Source organism: Streptomyces sp. NPDC029956, assembly GCF_055574655.1.
The window spans coordinates 16,224-31,453 of the sequence record NZ_JBVHZJ010000005.1; the positions used below are offsets into that span (position 1 = coordinate 16,224).

Annotated in this window: 9 protein-coding genes; 5 read left to right on the forward strand and 4 right to left on the reverse strand. The window is 72.4% G+C overall.

Translation table 11 applies throughout. The features are described from left to right. Positions 1-16 precede the first annotated feature (16 nt). On the reverse strand, positions 17-2,299 hold the full coding sequence (locus ACZ4XX_RS05230) for an FdhF/YdeP family oxidoreductase (protein WP_468506612.1): 2,283 nt from the start codon (positions 2,297-2,299) through the stop codon (positions 17-19). A 134-nt stretch (positions 2,300-2,433) separates the two neighbouring features. On the opposite strand from ACZ4XX_RS05230, the gene polA reads away from it, so the two are divergent. Further along, positions 2,434-5,145: a DNA polymerase I gene (gene polA, locus ACZ4XX_RS05235; protein ID WP_468506613.1), complete on the forward strand. Its 2,712-nt coding sequence runs from the start codon at positions 2,434-2,436 to the stop codon at positions 5,143-5,145. Positions 5,146-5,324: 179 nt separating this feature from the next. Here the strand turns inward: polA and ACZ4XX_RS05240 are convergent, their stop codons facing one another. Then, complete coding sequence (locus ACZ4XX_RS05240) at positions 5,325-6,230, reverse strand: DUF4184 family protein (RefSeq protein ID WP_468506772.1); 906 nt, start codon at positions 6,228-6,230, stop codon at positions 5,325-5,327. A gap of 262 nt (positions 6,231-6,492) precedes the next feature. Here ACZ4XX_RS05240 and ACZ4XX_RS05245 point away from each other — a divergent pair, with 262 nt between their 5' ends. The 3 genes from ACZ4XX_RS05245 to pgfA all read left to right on the forward strand — a co-directional run bounded on the left by ACZ4XX_RS05245 (position 6,493) and on the right by pgfA (position 9,653). After that, positions 6,493-8,292, forward strand: coding sequence for a lytic transglycosylase domain-containing protein (locus ACZ4XX_RS05245; RefSeq protein ID WP_468506614.1), 1,800 nt, complete (start codon positions 6,493-6,495; stop codon positions 8,290-8,292). A 230-nt stretch (positions 8,293-8,522) separates the two neighbouring features. Continuing rightward, positions 8,523-8,663, forward strand: coding sequence for an SPW_0924 family protein (locus ACZ4XX_RS05250; RefSeq protein WP_362217256.1), 141 nt, complete (start codon positions 8,523-8,525; stop codon positions 8,661-8,663). A 9-nt stretch (positions 8,664-8,672) separates the two neighbouring features. Continuing rightward, on the forward strand, positions 8,673-9,653 hold the full coding sequence (pgfA, locus tag ACZ4XX_RS05255) for a cell envelope lipid trafficking protein PgfA (RefSeq protein WP_468506615.1): 981 nt from the start codon (positions 8,673-8,675) through the stop codon (positions 9,651-9,653). Here the strand turns inward: pgfA and ACZ4XX_RS05260 are convergent. Then, positions 9,637-12,282 (reverse strand): ATP-dependent RNA helicase, encoded by a 2,646-nt coding sequence (locus ACZ4XX_RS05260; protein WP_468506616.1) that lies wholly within the window; start codon positions 12,280-12,282, stop codon positions 9,637-9,639. The two genes, pgfA and ACZ4XX_RS05260, sit on opposite strands and share 17 nt — an antisense overlap. A gap of 99 nt (positions 12,283-12,381) precedes the next feature. After that, entirely contained in the window at positions 12,382-13,221 is an 840-nt protein-coding gene (locus tag ACZ4XX_RS05265; RefSeq protein ID WP_468506617.1) for a class I SAM-dependent methyltransferase, read from the reverse strand. Positions 13,222-13,567: 346 nt separating this feature from the next. Here ACZ4XX_RS05265 and rpsA point away from each other — a divergent pair, with 346 nt between their 5' ends. Further along, positions 13,568-15,082: a 30S ribosomal protein S1 gene (gene rpsA, locus ACZ4XX_RS05270; RefSeq protein ID WP_030325237.1), complete on the forward strand. Its 1,515-nt coding sequence runs from the start codon at positions 13,568-13,570 to the stop codon at positions 15,080-15,082. Positions 15,083-15,230 lie beyond the last annotated feature (148 nt).

The following is a 15,230-nucleotide window of genomic DNA, read 5'->3' on the forward strand; positions in this document are numbered from 1 at the left end:
CTGCCTGAGCAAACGCTTAGGCGGATGCGGATTCTTCCAGACGGACGATCACGGACTTGCTCGCGGGGGTGTTGCTGACGTCCGCCGTCGACTCCAGCGGCACGAGCACGTTCGTCTCCGGGTAGTAGGCCGCCGCGCACCCCCGGGACGTCGGGTAGTGCACCACCCGGAAGCCGGGCGCCCGCCGCTCGCTGCCGTCCGTCCACTCGCTCACCAGGTCCGCGTACGCCCCGTCCGCGAAGCCCAGCGCCGCCGCGTCCTCGGGGTGGACCAGGACGACCCGTCGGCCCCCCTTGATGCCCCGGTAGCGGTCGTCGAGGCCGTAGATCGTGGTGTTGTACTGGTCGTGCGAGCGCAGCGTCTGGAGGAGCAGCCGCCCCTCCGGCACCCTCGGGTACTCGACCGGCGCCGCCGTGAAGTTGGCCTTCCCCGTCTTCGTCGGGAAGCGGCGCTCGTCGCGCGGGCCGTGTGGCAGCCGGAAGCCGCCCGCGTTCGCCGCGAGACGGGCGTTGAAGTCCCCGAAGCCGGGCACCACGCGCGCGATGCGGTCCCGGATCGTGGCGTAGTCGGCCTCGAACTCCTCCCAGGGCGTGGCCGATCCGTCGCCGAGGACGGCGCGGGCCATCCGCGCCACGATCGCCGGCTCGGACAGCAGGTGCGGGCTCGCGGGCGGCAGGTTGCCCCGCGAGGCGTGCACCAGGCTCATCGAGTCCTCGACCGTCACGAACTGCTTGCCACCCGCCTGCACGTCCTTGTCGGTACGGCCGAGCGTGGGCAGGATCAGCGCGCGCGTGCCCGTCACCGCGTGCGAGCGGTTCAGCTTCGTCGAGACGTGGACGGTCAGCCGGGCCCGGCGCATCGCGGCCTCCGTCACCTCCGTGTCGGGCGTCGCCCCCACGAAGTTGCCGCCCATCGCGAAGAACACCTTCGCCTCGCCGTCCCGCAGCGCCTGGATCGACCGGACCACGTCGAAGCCGTGGTGACGCGGCGAGACGATCCCGAACTCCTTGTCCAGGGCGTCGAGGAAGGCGGGCGCGGGCCGCTCGAAGATCCCCATCGTGCGGTCGCCCTGCACGTTCGAATGGCCGCGCACCGGGCACACCCCGGCGCCCGGCCGGCCGATGTTGCCGCGCAGGAGGAGGAAGTTGACCACCTCGCGGATGGTCGGCACCGAGTGCTTGTGCTGGGTGAGTCCCATCGCCCAGCACACGACGGTCCGCTCCGAGGCGAGCACCATCTCCAGGGCCCGCTCGATCTCGGAACGGTCCAGGCCGGTCGCGGCGAGGGTCTCGTCCCAGTCGGCCTCCTTGGCCGCCGTCACGAACTCCTCGTACCCATGGGTGTGTTCGCGTACGAACTCCTCGTCGACCGCCCCGGCCGTCTCCAGGACCAGCTTGTTCAGGAGCCGGAAGAGGGCCTGGTCGCCGCCGATCCGGATCTGGAGGAAGAGGTCGTTGAGCGCGGCGCCCCTGAGCATGCCCTGCGGGGTCTGCGGGTTCTTGAACCGCTCCAGGCCGGCCTCGGGCAGCGGATTGACCGAGATGATCCGCGCGCCGCCCGCCTTGGCCTTCTCCAGGGCCGAGAGCATGCGCGGATGGTTCGTCCCCGGGTTCTGCCCGGCCACGATGATCAGGTCGGCCCGGTGCAGGTCCTCCAGGGAGACACTGCCCTTGCCGATGCCGATGGTCTCCGTCAGTGCCGAGCCCGAGGACTCGTGGCACATGTTGGAGCAGTCCGGCAGGTTGTTCGTACCGAACTCGCGGGCGAAGAGCTGGAGCAGGAACGCGGCCTCGTTGCTGGTCCGCCCCGAGGTGTAGAAGAGCGCCTCGTCGGGGGAGGCCAGCGCCCGGAGCTCCTCCGCCAGGATCGCGAAGGCCCGCTCCCAGGTCACCGGCTCGTACCGGTCGCCGCCCTCCGGCAGCAGCATCGGCTCCGTGATCCGGCCCTGCTGGCCCAGCCAGTACCCGCTGCGCGTCGCCAGGTCCGCCAGCGGGTGCGCGGCGAAGAACGCGGGGGTCACCCGGCGCAGCGTCGCCTCCTCGGCGACCGCCTTCGCCCCGTTCTCGCAGAACTCCGCCACATGCCGCTTGTCCTCTTCGGGCCAGGCGCAGCCGGGACAGTCGAAGCCGTCCTTCTGGTTGACCTTGAGGAGGGTCCGCGCGGTGCGCCGCAGACCCATCTGTTCCTGGGCGATCCGCAGGGTGTGCCCGATGGCGGGCAGCCCGGCGGCGGCGTGCTGCGGCGGCGTGACCTGCGGTGCGTCCTGGACCGGGTCGCCGACCGGCGGCTTGCTGACCATCGCGCTCTCCCTTGAGCGGTAATCCTGCGGCGTACGTCTCCGATCCTGTCACGCGGCGGTGACAGCCCGGCACCCCGCCGCTGCCGTCGGGAACGGTGGGCGGGAATGTCAGTGGTCCGTGGCAGGATCGTCATGTGGCCGAGACAGCATCGAAGAACCCCGCAGACACCCGCCCCCGCCTGCTCCTCATGGACGGGCACTCGCTCGCGTACCGGGCGTTCTTCGCGCTGCCCGCGGAGAACTTCACCACCGCGACCGGGCAGCCGACGAACGCGATCTACGGGTTCGCCTCGATGCTGGCGAACACGCTGCGCGACGAGGCGCCCACGCACTTCGCGGTCGCCTTCGACGTGTCTCGCAAGACCTGGCGGTCCGAGGAGTTCCCCGAGTACAAGGCGAACCGCTCCAAGACCCCCGACGAGTTCAAGGGGCAGGTCGAGCTGATCGGCGAGCTCCTCGACGCGATGAACGCGCCGCGGTTCGCCGTCGACGGCTTCGAGGCCGACGACGTCATCGCGACGCTGGCCACCCAGGCCGAGGCGGCCGGCTTCGAGGTCCTGATCGTCACCGGCGACCGGGACTCCTTCCAGCTGGTCTCCGAGCACACCACCGTGCTCTACCCGACCAAGGGAGTCTCCGAGCTCACCCGCTTCACCCCGGAGAAGGTCCAGGAGAAGTACGGCCTCACGCCCTCGCAGTACCCCGACTTCGCGGCCCTGCGCGGCGACCCGTCGGACAACCTGCCCGGCATCCCCGGCGTCGGCGAGAAGACCGCCGCGAAGTGGATCAACCAGTTCGGCTCCTTCGACGAGCTCGTCGAGCGCGCCGAGGAGGTCAAGGGCAAGGCCGGCCAGAACTTCCGCGACCACCTGGAGTCGGTCAAGCTCAACCGCCGCCTGACCGCGATGGTCACGGACGTCGAGCTGCCCAAGGGCGTCACGGACCTCGCCCGCGAGCCGTACGACCGCGGGGCGGTCGCGCTCGTCCTCGACACCCTGGAGATCCGCAACCCCTCGCTGCGCGAGCGGCTCCTCGCCGTCGACCCGGGCTCCGCCGAGGACACCGCCCCGGCCCCGGAGGCGGGCGTCGAGATCGACGGCACCGTCCTCGGCGCCGGTGAGCTCGCCCCCTGGCTCGCCGAGCACGGCACCGAGCCCCTCGGCATCGCCACCGTCGACACCTGGGCCCTCGGCACGGGGAACGTCGGCGAGATCGCCCTCGCCGCCGCCGGAGGCGCCGCCGCCTGGTTCGAGCCGAGCGCGCTCGACGAGGCCGACGAGCGGGCCTGGGCCGCCTGGATCGCCGACCCCGACCGGCCGAAGGTCATGCACAACGCCAAGGGCGCCATGCGGGTCTTCCCCGAGCACGGCTGGAGCATCGCGGGCGTCACCATGGACACCGCCCTCGCCGCCTACCTCGTGAAGCCCGGCCGGCGCTCCTTCGCGCTCGACGCGCTCTCCGTCGAGTACCTCCACCGCGAGCTCGCCCCCGCGGCCGCCGCCGACGGCCAGCTCGCCTTCGGCGCCGACGACACCGCCGAGGCCGAAGCCCTCATGACGCAGGCGCGGGCCGTCCTCGACCTCGCCGGCGCCTTCGACGAGAAGCTCGGCGAGGTCGGTGCCCGCGAGCTCCTCCACGACGTCGAGCTGCCCACCTCCGCCCTCCTCGCCCGCCTGGAGCGGAACGGCATCGCGGCCGACCGCGACCACCTGGAGGCCATGGAGCAGCAGTTCGCCGGCGCCGTGCAGCAGGCCGTGAAGGAGGCGCACGCCTCCGTAGGCCACGAGTTCAACCTCGGCTCGCCCAAGCAGCTCCAGGAGGTCTTCTTCGGCGAGCTGAACCTGCCGAAGACCAAGAAGACCAAGACCGGGTACACCACGGACGCGGACGCCCTCGCCTGGCTGGCCGGCCAGACCGAGCACGAACTGCCCGTGATCATGCTCCGCCACCGCGAGCAGGCCCGGCTGCGCTCCACCGTCGAGGGCCTGATCAAGACGATCGCCGCCGACGGGCGCATCCACACCACCTTCAGCCAGACCGTGGCCGCCACCGGCCGCCTCTCCTCCACCGACCCCAACCTGCAGAACGTGCCGGTACGGACGGACGAGGGCCGCGCCATCCGGCACGGCTTCGTCGTCGGCGAGGGCTTCGAGGCCCTCATGACCGCCGACTACAGCCAGATCGAGCTCCGCGTCATGGCCCACCTCTCCGAGGACGAGGGCCTCCTGGATGCCTTCACCTCGGGCGAGGACCTCCACACCACCGTCGCCTCGCAGGTCTTCTCCGTCGAGCGGTCCGCCGTCGACGCCGAGATGCGGCGCAAGATCAAGGCCATGTCGTACGGCCTGGCCTACGGCCTCTCCGCCTTCGGGCTCTCGCAGCAGCTGAACATCGACCCGGGCGAGGCCCGCGGCCTGATGGACACCTACTTCGAGCGCTTCGGCGGGGTGCGGGACTATCTGCGCCGGGTCGTCGACGAGGCCCGCGCCACCGGCTACACCGAGACCATGCTCGGCCGCCGGCGCTACCTGCCCGACCTGAACAGCGACAACCGCCAGCGCCGCGAGGCCGCCGAGCGGATGGCGCTCAACGCCCCGATCCAGGGCACGGCCGCCGACATCGTGAAGGTCGCGATGCTGGGCGTCGACCGGGCGCTGACCGAGGCGGGCCTCGCCTCCCGGATGCTCCTCCAGGTCCACGACGAAATCGTGCTCGAACTCGCCCCCGGCGAGCGCGAGCAGGTCGAGGCCCTGGTTCGCGAACAGATGTCGGCCGCGGCCGACCTGCGCGCCCCGCTGGACGTCTCGGTGGGCGTGGGCCACGACTGGGACTCGGCCGCCCACTGACCCGCCCGGGCACGGAGACCCGGCCGCCCACTGACCCGTCCGGGCCCTCCGTGCCCGGACCCGCACCGCACGGTGCGGGTCCGGTGCGCGTGGCGTGCGCCAGGGGTACCGGCAGGAGTGCGGGCCCACGCGGCCCGGTTCCCGGCCGCGCCGGCGACCGTCCGGACCGCCGGGGAGGATCAGCGAGATCCCTGACGGGAGTCCTCCGTCCGCGACGCCGGGCGGTCCGCTGCCCCCGGGCCCGGGGGAGCGGCGGCCGGAGCCTCCGGGCCGGGTGTCGGCGACGATCCCAGGAGCCGCGCCCCCGCCCCGTACAGCACGAGCCCGACGGCGAGCCCCGCACCGGCCCCGAAGCAGGCCGTCGGAATGACGTCCAGGGGCGTCTCGATCCGGTCCCAGCCCCAGTACGCGGCCCAGCGCAGTACCCGGTGGGCCATTCCGGCGAGAACGCAGCCGCCGATGAGTCCGGCCGCGATCAGCCGCCCGCGCCGTCCCGGAACCCGTACCCCGGCCGGCAGTTCCACGCCCGCGGCGGAGCGGAGCGCCCGCACCGTGAACCAGGCCAGGAGACCGAGCGCCAGCGCCGAACCCCCGTACTGCGCATAGAGATAGACGGGGAACCCGGCCACGACGTCACCGAGGAACGGGATCAACCGGGTCCCCCAGCGGTCGAGATGGGTGAACGAGTCCCACACGACATGGGTCGTCGAGCCGACGACCGCGGAGAGGCAGAACCACCCTGCGAGCACGGCCGGGTGCCGGCCGCGCCACACATCGCCCCGGACGAACCCGTACACCCGGCCGCGCCACCGGGCGGGCAACAGCGCGACGAGCGGCTCGCGGACGGTCAGCCACAGCGCCACCAGCACGGCGGTGATCAGGACATCGGCCGTGACGATCCCGACGGGGGAGTGGGTGACGTCTCCGAAGACCATCGCTTCGGGGAGGGCCGTCGCCGCGAAATAGGTCATGTCGGGCGCGAAGGAGCCCGCGACGAGAGCGGACGCGACCAACGGTCCGCGCGCGGTCCCGTTCCGCCGCAGTCCGGGCAGCACGGCAGCGGCATGGCTCAGCGTGAACGGCAACGCGTGTTCCCCCAGGTTCCGGTGGCGACGGCCGGAGTACGTCATCGGCCGCAGTGCAAGAGGTGCTGGACCCACCGCCCGGTTCCCGCTCCGGTCGCTCTCCGTGTCCGGAACGGGAGGTCGGACAGGCGGCCGAGAGGTGACGAAACCGTGAAAGCCGGTCAGGCGCCGGTGCCCGGTGGGCCGGAGTTGGCATAGGGTCGCCGGAGGTCTCGCGCGGGGAGCGCGGGACCCCAGTCGAGGGGGAAGGGACCACACGGACATGTCAGCGCACTTGGGCCGCAGGCTGCGCAAGGGGGCCACCAGCGGCGCGGTGGTGGCCGCGGCGGTCGCGGCGCTCGCCGCCTCGCAGGCGCCGGAGATGACCCCGCCGCCCACCGACAACGCCGGCGGAGACCGGGCCATCGGCGCCGGGGACACCGCGTCGCCGTCCGGCGACGGGTCCGCCACCGGCGACTCGCCGTACTACACGGAACTGCCGCCGCTGAACACGCCGAACAAGCCCGGGCTGCCCCCCGTCAAGCTGCCGGTCATCACCGGGCCCGCCCAGGCCGGCATACCCGCGTCCGTGCTCGCCGCCTACCAGCGCGCCGAGCAGTCGATCCGTTCGACCGCCCCCGGCTGCAACCTGCCCTGGCAGCTGCTCGCCGGCATCGGCAAGGTCGAGTCCGGACAGGCGCGCGGCGGCCGGGTCGACGCCAACGGCACCACCCTCTCGCCGATCCTCGGCCCCAAGCTCGACGGTGTCGGATTCGCCAACATCTCCGACACCGACGGCGGCGCCTACGACGGTGACCGCACCCACGACCGCGCCGTCGGCCCGATGCAGTTCATCCCGTCCACCTGGGCCACCTGGGGCCAGGACGCGAACAGCGACGGGAAGAAGGACCCCAACAACATCTACGACGCCGCGCAGGCCGCCGGTCTCTACCTCTGCGCCAACGACCGCAACCTCGCGCTCACGGCCGACCTCGACCGCGCGATCCTCAGCTACAACCGCTCGACGGAGTACCTGAACACGGTCATGTCGTGGTTCGAGTACTACCGCCGCGGCACCCACCAGGTCCCGGACGGCACGGGAGTGCTGCCGGTCGACCGCAGCGACGACCGGGGCCAGGACAACCGCCCCCTCCCCACGTCGCCTCCCTCGCCGGCCCCGACGACCCCCGCCCCGAAGCCGTCCGAGCCGAAGCCCGATCCCACGAAGCCGGGCGGGCCCTCCGAGGTCACCAAGCCGCCGACGAAGCCGACCCCGCCGGTGAAGCCCCCGGTCACGCCGCCGACGAAGCCGACCGTCCCGCCGACCGTGCCGCCGGCCGTCAAGGTCGCGCGCCTCGCGGTCGTCTCCTCCGGTCCCCTCACCGCCACCACCGAGAGCGCCTTCACCAAGACGCCGACGGTCGCGGCGCTCGACGCCGCGGGCGCGCCGATCACCGGAGTGAGCATCCGCTTCGAGATCGCCGGCACCACCGACACCCGCTTCCCCGGCGGCGCGACGACCGCGACCGTCGCCACGGGCTCGGCCGGCCTCGCCGCCGCCCCCGCCCTGCGGGCGGGCGAGAAGACCGGGTCGTTCACGGTCAAGGCCACCGTCGTGGGCCGCGGCATGGACGCGACCGTGTTCACCGCGACCGTCACCGAACGCCAGGCGGACGCCCTCGCCCGGGTCGGCGGCGACCCGCTGTCGGCCGCCACCGGCGCCACGTTCGACCAGTCCGTGCAGGTGAAGGCCACCGTCAAGGGCGCGCTCGCCCCCGGTGTGCTGGTCACGGCCGTGATCGCCGACTCCGCGGGCACCAAGGAGAGCGCCGACGGTCCGTCCTTCAAGGACGGGGTCCGTACGCTCGTCCTGAAGACGGACGCGAACGGCCTGATCTCGCTGCCGGCGATCCTCGCGGGCGACAAGGCGGGCGAGTACGTGCTCCGCCTCACCGCGCCCGGCGGTGGCACCACGGAGATCAAACTGACGGTCACCGCGCCCACCGCGACCCCCAGCCCGACCCCGGAGCCGACCTCCTCCGGCACCGGCGCGCCCGAGGCCTCCCCCTCACCCTCGGCCTGACCCGCCCGCGCGTCCCTCTCCTCCCCACGCGCCGCTCCTCCGCCCCCACCGGGCGGGGAGCGGCGCTTCGCGTTCCCCCGGCGGTGCGGGCGGCAGCTCGGGCTGCGCGGGCGGGGAAGCGGCACCGGGATCCCCGGGCAGGGCGGTGCAACGTGTTCTCATCTCGCGGTCGCGTTGCTACGGTGCCCCCGCCCTGACGACCTATCAGATCGCACCCCGGGAGGCCGACCATGCGTGCCCTCGTCGCCGCCGCCATCGGACTCGCCCCAGTCCTCCTCTTCGCCCTCCTCGTCTCCGTGGTCGATCTGCCGCCCGACGGGCCCACCTCGCCCAAGCCCCTGCTGACCGCCGACCCCGGCCCCAAGAAGTAGGGGGCGACCGTGCGCCGCCGAGCCAGCCTCGTCCTCCTCGCCCTCGCCGTCTTCTGCGTCGCGATGGCCCCGACCCTGCGCTGGTACGCCTTCCCCCGCCTGGCGAAGATCCCGCCGAACCAGTACCAGGAGACCGTCCTGGAGGCGCAGCCCGCGACCCTGCTCGACTACTCCACGCTCAAGGCGGAGAAGGTCGACAAGATCACGATCATCCAGACCCTCAAGGGCAACGTGGAGGAGTCGCGGCGCATCGAACGCGACGCCGGGCGCGACGTCGTCGTCTGGGACGCCCTCGCCTACATCACGGGCCCCGACGGCAAGATGGTCTCCAAGGTCCCCGAGCGGTACATCTTCGACGCCCACACCCAGGACCCCGTCAACGCCACCGGTGAATCCGTCGACGGCGACCCGGTCCGGCGCGAGGGCATCGAGTTCAAATGGCCCTTCCTCACCGAGAAGCGGGACTACCAGTACTTCGACGCCCAGACCCGCACCTCCTCCCCCATCCACTACAAGGGCACCCGCACCTTCCGGGGCATGGAGGTCTACTACTTCGAGCAGACCATCCCCTGGACCAAGGTCCCCATGCCCAAGACCATGCCGGTCAAGATCCCCCCGGAGGTCATCGCCGAATCCGGACTCACCCGCTGGTACACCACCAAGCGGATGTTCTGGATCGAGCCCGTCACCGGCGCTCCTGTCAACGGCGAGGAGATCCACAAGGAGGAGCTCCGCAACGCCAAGGCGCTGATGGGCGTCGACACCCTCACCGTCTTCGAGGGCCATGTGAAGATGCGCGAGGACTACATCGAGAGCGTCGGCGAGCTGGTCGCCTCCAACCGTCTCACGGTCCTCCTGCTCGTCTCCTACGTCCCCTGGAGCCTCACCTTCCTCGCGCTGCTCCTCCTCGCCCTCGCGCTCTGGCTGGAGGCCCGCTCCCGCCGGCCGGCACCGGAACCCGCCGCCGCCCCGCTCACCCCTCCCGTCTGAGCCGTGCGCTCGTGAACCGGGTCGCCTCCGCCGCTGAGGGGTCCTCGGGCCACGGATGCTTCGGGTACCGCCCTCTCAGCTCCGCCCGCACGGACCGGTAGCCGTCCCGCCAGAACGACGCCAGGTCGGCGGTGACCGCCGCCGGCCGCCCGGCGGGGGAGAGGAGATGGACGAGCACCGGGACCCCCGCCACCCGAGGAGTCTCCGCGAGACCGAACATCTCCTGGAGCTTCACCGCGAGCACCGGCCGCTCACCGCCGTACTCGACCCGGATCCGCGAACCGCTCGGCACCTCGATCCGCTCGGGCGCCAGCTCCCCCAGCCGGCCCGCCTCGCCCGACGCCCAGGGCAGCAGCCGCCGCAGGGCCTCACCGGCGTCGATCCGGCCCAGATCGGCGCGCCGCACGGCCCGGGACAGCTCCGGCTCGAGCCACTCCCCGGCCCGCTCGACCAGCGCCCCGTCGGCCACGTCCAGCCAGGGTTCCCCCACCTCCCGGTGCAGGAAGGCCAGCCGGGCACGCAGCTCGCCGGCCTCCCGGCTCCACCGCAGCAGCCCGAGCCCCTCGCGCCGCAGCCCGTCGAGCAGCGCCTCCCGCACGAGCGTGGGATCCGCCTTCGACCCCAGTGGCCGGACCGTCAGCTCGACCGCGCCGAGCCGGTCCACCGACCGCGCGACCACGTCCCCTTCCTCCCACCGGACCTCCTCGCCGGTCGACCGCAGATGCCCGGCCGCCCGCCGCGCCATGTCCTCGTCCACCACGGCCGCCAGTCGCACCCGCGCCGTCGCGTCCCGCGCCGTACGGTCCGCCACCGCCACGGCCAGCCACGGGGTGGCCCGCAACCCGGAACCCTCGCCGAGCCTGGCCCCGCTCCCCGACACCATCAGATAGCCGCCCTGCTCCCGCGCCCTCGCCACCCGCTCGGGGAAGGCGAGCGCCGTCACCAGCCCGGCCACCGCGTCGTCCCCGGTCGCCGTCCCCGCCGTCCCCGCCGGGCCCCCGGCGGCGCCGACGGGCGCCGAAGGACCCGAAGCCCCGGCGGCAGCGAGGCGCGCCGAAGCCCCGGTGGCCCCCGAAGCCCCCGAGGCTCCACGGCCCACCGCCTCGGCCGCCGACCGCTCCAGCCGGCGGGCCTCCGCCTTCCACCGGGCGCCGTACCCGTCGGCGCCCCGGCGGGCGGTGCGCCAGGCCGCCGCCAGGTCGTCCCCGTAATCGCGCGGCGGCTCCTCGCTGAGCAGCGCCACCACCTCCGCCGCCCGCCGCACGCCGACCTCCGGCGCACCGTCCAGGAGCGCACGGCCCAGCCGGGGATGGAGACCGAGCCGGGACATCCGTACCCCTCGATCGGTGGCCCGGCCTGCCTCGTCCACCGCTCCGATCGAGCCGAGGACCGAGCGCGCCGCCGTCATCGCCCCGGCCGGCGGCGCGTCGAGCAGTGCGAGCCCCTCCGCCGCCGGGTCGCCCCAGCAGGCCGTCCGCAGGGCGAAGTCCGCCAGGTCGGCGACCTTGATCTCCGGCGACGGGAAGCGCGGCCTGCCCCCGTCGCTCGCCTCCGCCCAGCAGCGGTAGACGAACCCGAAGGCCTCACGGCCCGCCCGGCCCATGCGCTGGGTCGCCGTCGCCTCCGAGACCGTCACCGTCGCCAGCGAGCCGAGTCCGCGGGCGTGGTCCGTCCGGGGCTCGCGGGCGAGACCCGAGTCCACGACGATCCGCACCCCCGGCACCGTCAGGCTGGACTCCGCCACCGAGGTCGCGAGCACCACCCGGCGCCGCCCGCCCGGCTCCGTACCCCGCAGCACCGCGTCCTGCACCGCCGCCGGCGCCCGCCCGTGCAGCTGGAGCACCTCGGCGTCGACATCGGCCAGCATCCCGGCCGTCCGCGCGATCTCCCCCGTACCCGGAAGGAAACAGAGGACGTCCCCCTCGTGCCGCCCCAGCGCGAGCCGGACCGTCGCGGCGACGTGCCGAAGCAGCGCCGGATCCACCCAGGTGCCATGGGCCGGCCTGATGCCCGACGGCGGCGCCTCGAAGAAGACCCGGCAGCCGTGGCCCTCGCCCCTGCTCCACACCACCGGCGCGGGCCCGCCACCGTCCAGGACCGTGAGGAGGTCCGCCCAGGCCGCTGCGTCGCTCGTCGCCGACGCGGCGATCAGCTTCAGTTCCGGTCGCAGCGTCGCCCGCACGTCCACCAGGAAGGCCATCGCCGTGTCGGCGTCCAGATGCCGCTCGTGGCACTCGTCGAGCAGCACCACGTCGACGCCCGCCAGCTCCGGATCGCGCTGGAGCCGCTGGAGCAGGATGCCCGTGGTCACCACCTCGACCCGGGTCGAGGGGCCGGTCCGCCGCTCGCCGCGCACCGAGAAGCCGACCGTGTCGCCGGCTTCCTCACCGAGCAGCCACGCCATCCGGCGGGCCGCCGCCCGCACCGCCATCCGCCGCGGCTCGGCCACCAGGACCCGCCGCCGCGGTCCCTCCCCTATGAGACCCGCGAGCGCGAGCGGCACCAGCGTCGTCTTGCCCGTGCCGGGAGGCGCGGACAACACGGCCGTACCGCGCCGGTCGAGTGCGGCGAGCAGCTCGGGGACGGCATGGCGGACGGGGAGACGGTCGAGTGCGTCGTTTCGGATCACGCACTCAGTCTCGTACGCGACGCGAGAAAGGTGGGCCCCGTCGTCCACAGGACCCACCTGTTAATAGGACAAGCAGGGTGCCGCTACTCCGCCACTCCGCTACTCCGCGCGCTCGCAGACGAAGATCGCCGTGCCGGGGATCAGGTTCCCCCGCAGCGGGGACCAGCCGCCCCACTCCTGGCTGTTCCACTCCGGCCACTCCGGCTCGACCAGGTCGAGCAGCCGGAAGCCGCCGGCCACCACGTCCCGCACCCGGTCGCCGATCGTCCGGTGGTGCTCCACGTACACCGCCCGGCCCTGCTCGTCCTGCTCCACATAAGGGGTGCGGTCGAAATAGGAGGCCGCGATCGAGAGGCCCTCGGGACCGGGCTCGTCCGGGAACGCCCAGCGGATCGGATGCGTCACCGAGAAGACCCACCGGCCTCCGGGCCGCAGAACCCGCCGCACCTCCCGGAACACCTTCACCGGGTCGGCGACGAACGGCACCGCGCCGTACGCCGAGCACGCCAGGTCGAAGGAGCCGTCCCTGAACGGCAGGTCGCCGGCGTCGGCCTCCACCAGCGGCACGTCCCCGCCGATCCGCAGCGCGTGCTGGAGCTGGCGGTGCGAGAGGTCGAGGGCCACCGGCCGCGCCCCCTGTGCCGCCAGCCAGCGCGAGCACTGCGCCGCGCCCGCCCCGATCTCCAGGACGTCCAGCCCCTTCAGCGAGGCGGCCGGTCCGAGGAGCCCGGCCTCGGCCTCGTCGAGCCCCTCCGGACCCCAGACGAACCGGTCGTCGCCCAGGAACGATCCGTGATCGCTCTGGTACTCGTCGGCGTTCCTGTCCCACCAGCCGCGGCTCGCCCGGCTGCTCTCCGCGTCCCCCGCGTCACGCCGGGTCGCCTCCGCCTCCTCCTCGGCCGAGTCGGAGGGGACTTCGTGTTCGTACTCTTGGTTCATCTCGCCCGCCGATGTAGTTTGCGCTCAGTGCCGCTGTGTGCGGATCCCGCCGATCAGGCGTGGAAGGACACAAGTTGGTGCCGGAGTTGAGTAGATCTGCCCCGGGTGCGCGCTTCGCGCATTGACCCTGTCCGGCTGCCCCCGTATGCTAAAGGTTGCGCTGCGGGCCTGCGCGCCTCAGACGGAGCAGGCCGCGCTCGTACCTGTTGTATGTCCCCTCGGTTTTCGAGGCTCCTCCCGTTCGCGGGAAGGGGGCCTCATTGGCTGTCCGGCTTCTTGGTGCGATACGGGCTCTCGGCGTAGCAGTACCTACGACTTTCTGTCCGTAACCGGAGCCCTTTCCCACATGACGAGCAGCACCGAGACCACCGCCACCAGCACCACCCCGCAGGTTGCGGTCAACGACATCGGTAACGAGGAAGCCTTCCTCGCCGCGATCGACGAGACGATCAAGTACTTCAACGACGGCGACATCGTCGACGGCGTCATCGTGAAGGTCGACCGGGACGAGGTCCTGCTCGACATCGGTTACAAGACCGAAGGTGTCATCCCGAGCCGCGAGCTCTCGATCAAGCACGACGTCGACCCGAACGAGGTCGTCAAGGTCGGCGACGAGATCGAGGCCCTGGTTCTCCAGAAGGAGGACAAGGAAGGCCGCCTGATCCTCTCGAAGAAGCGTGCCCAGTACGAGCGCGCCTGGGGCACCATCGAGAAGATCAAGGAAGAGGACGGCATCGTCACCGGTACCGTCATCGAGGTCGTCAAGGGTGGTCTCATCCTCGACATCGGCCTCCGTGGCTTCCTGCCGGCCTCCCTCGTCGAGATGCGTCGCGTCCGCGACCTCCAGCCCTACGTGGGCAAGGAGCTCGAGGCGAAGATCATCGAGCTGGACAAGAACCGCAACAACGTGGTCCTGTCCCGCCGTGCCTGGCTGGAGCAGACCCAGTCCGAGGTTCGCCAGACCTTCCTCACGACCCTCCAGAAGGGTCAGGTCCGCTCCGGCGTCGTGTCCTCGATCGTCAACTTCGGTGCCTTCGTGGACCTGGGTGGCGTCGACGGCCTCGTGCACGTCTCCGAGCTGTCCTGGAAGCACATCGACCACCCCTCCGAGGTTGTCGAGGTCGGCCAGGAGGTCACCGTCGAGGTTCTCGACGTGGACATGGACCGCGAGCGTGTCTCCCTGTCGCTGAAGGCGACGCAGGAGGACCCGTGGCAGCAGTTCGCCCGGACCCACCAGATCGGTCAGGTCGTCCCGGGTAAGGTCACGAAGCTGGTTCCGTTCGGTGCGTTCGTCCGCGTGGACGAGGGCATCGAGGGTCTGGTCCACATCTCCGAGCTGGCCGAGCGCCACGTGGAGATCCCGGAGCAGGTCGTCCAGGTCAACGACGAGATCTTCGTCAAGGTCATCGACATCGACCTCGAGCGTCGTCGCATCAGCCTCTCGCTGAAGCAGGCCAACGAGTCCTTCGGTGCCGACCCGGCCTCGGTCGAGTTCGACCCGACCCTGTACGGCATGGCCGCGTCCTACGACGACCAGGGCAACTACATCTACCCCGAGGGCTTCGACCCCGAGACCAACGACTGGCTCGAGGGCTTCGAGACCCAGCGCGAGGCCTGGGAGACCCAGTACGCCGAGGCGCAGGCTCGTTTCGAGCAGCACCAGGCTCAGGTCATCAAGTCCCGCGAGGCCGACGAGGCCGCTGCTGCCGAGGGCGCTGCCGCCCCGGCCGCCGGTGGCAACGCCGGTGCGGGCATCTCGGGTGGTTCGTACTCCTCGGAGTCGGACGACAACTCCGGCGCCCTGGCGTCGGACGAGGCGCTCGCCGCCCTGCGCGAGAAGCTGGCCGGCGGCCAGAGCTGAACAGGCTCTCCGCTGAGCGCTAGCCGCTAGCGAATCGAGGCCCGCTCCCCTTCGGGGGAGCGGGCCTCGGTCATGTTCCGGGCCCTTCGACGCGCCCCTCCTCGCTGCCCTTCCTCCAAGCCCTTCCTCCCCGCCCCGGAGGCCGAGC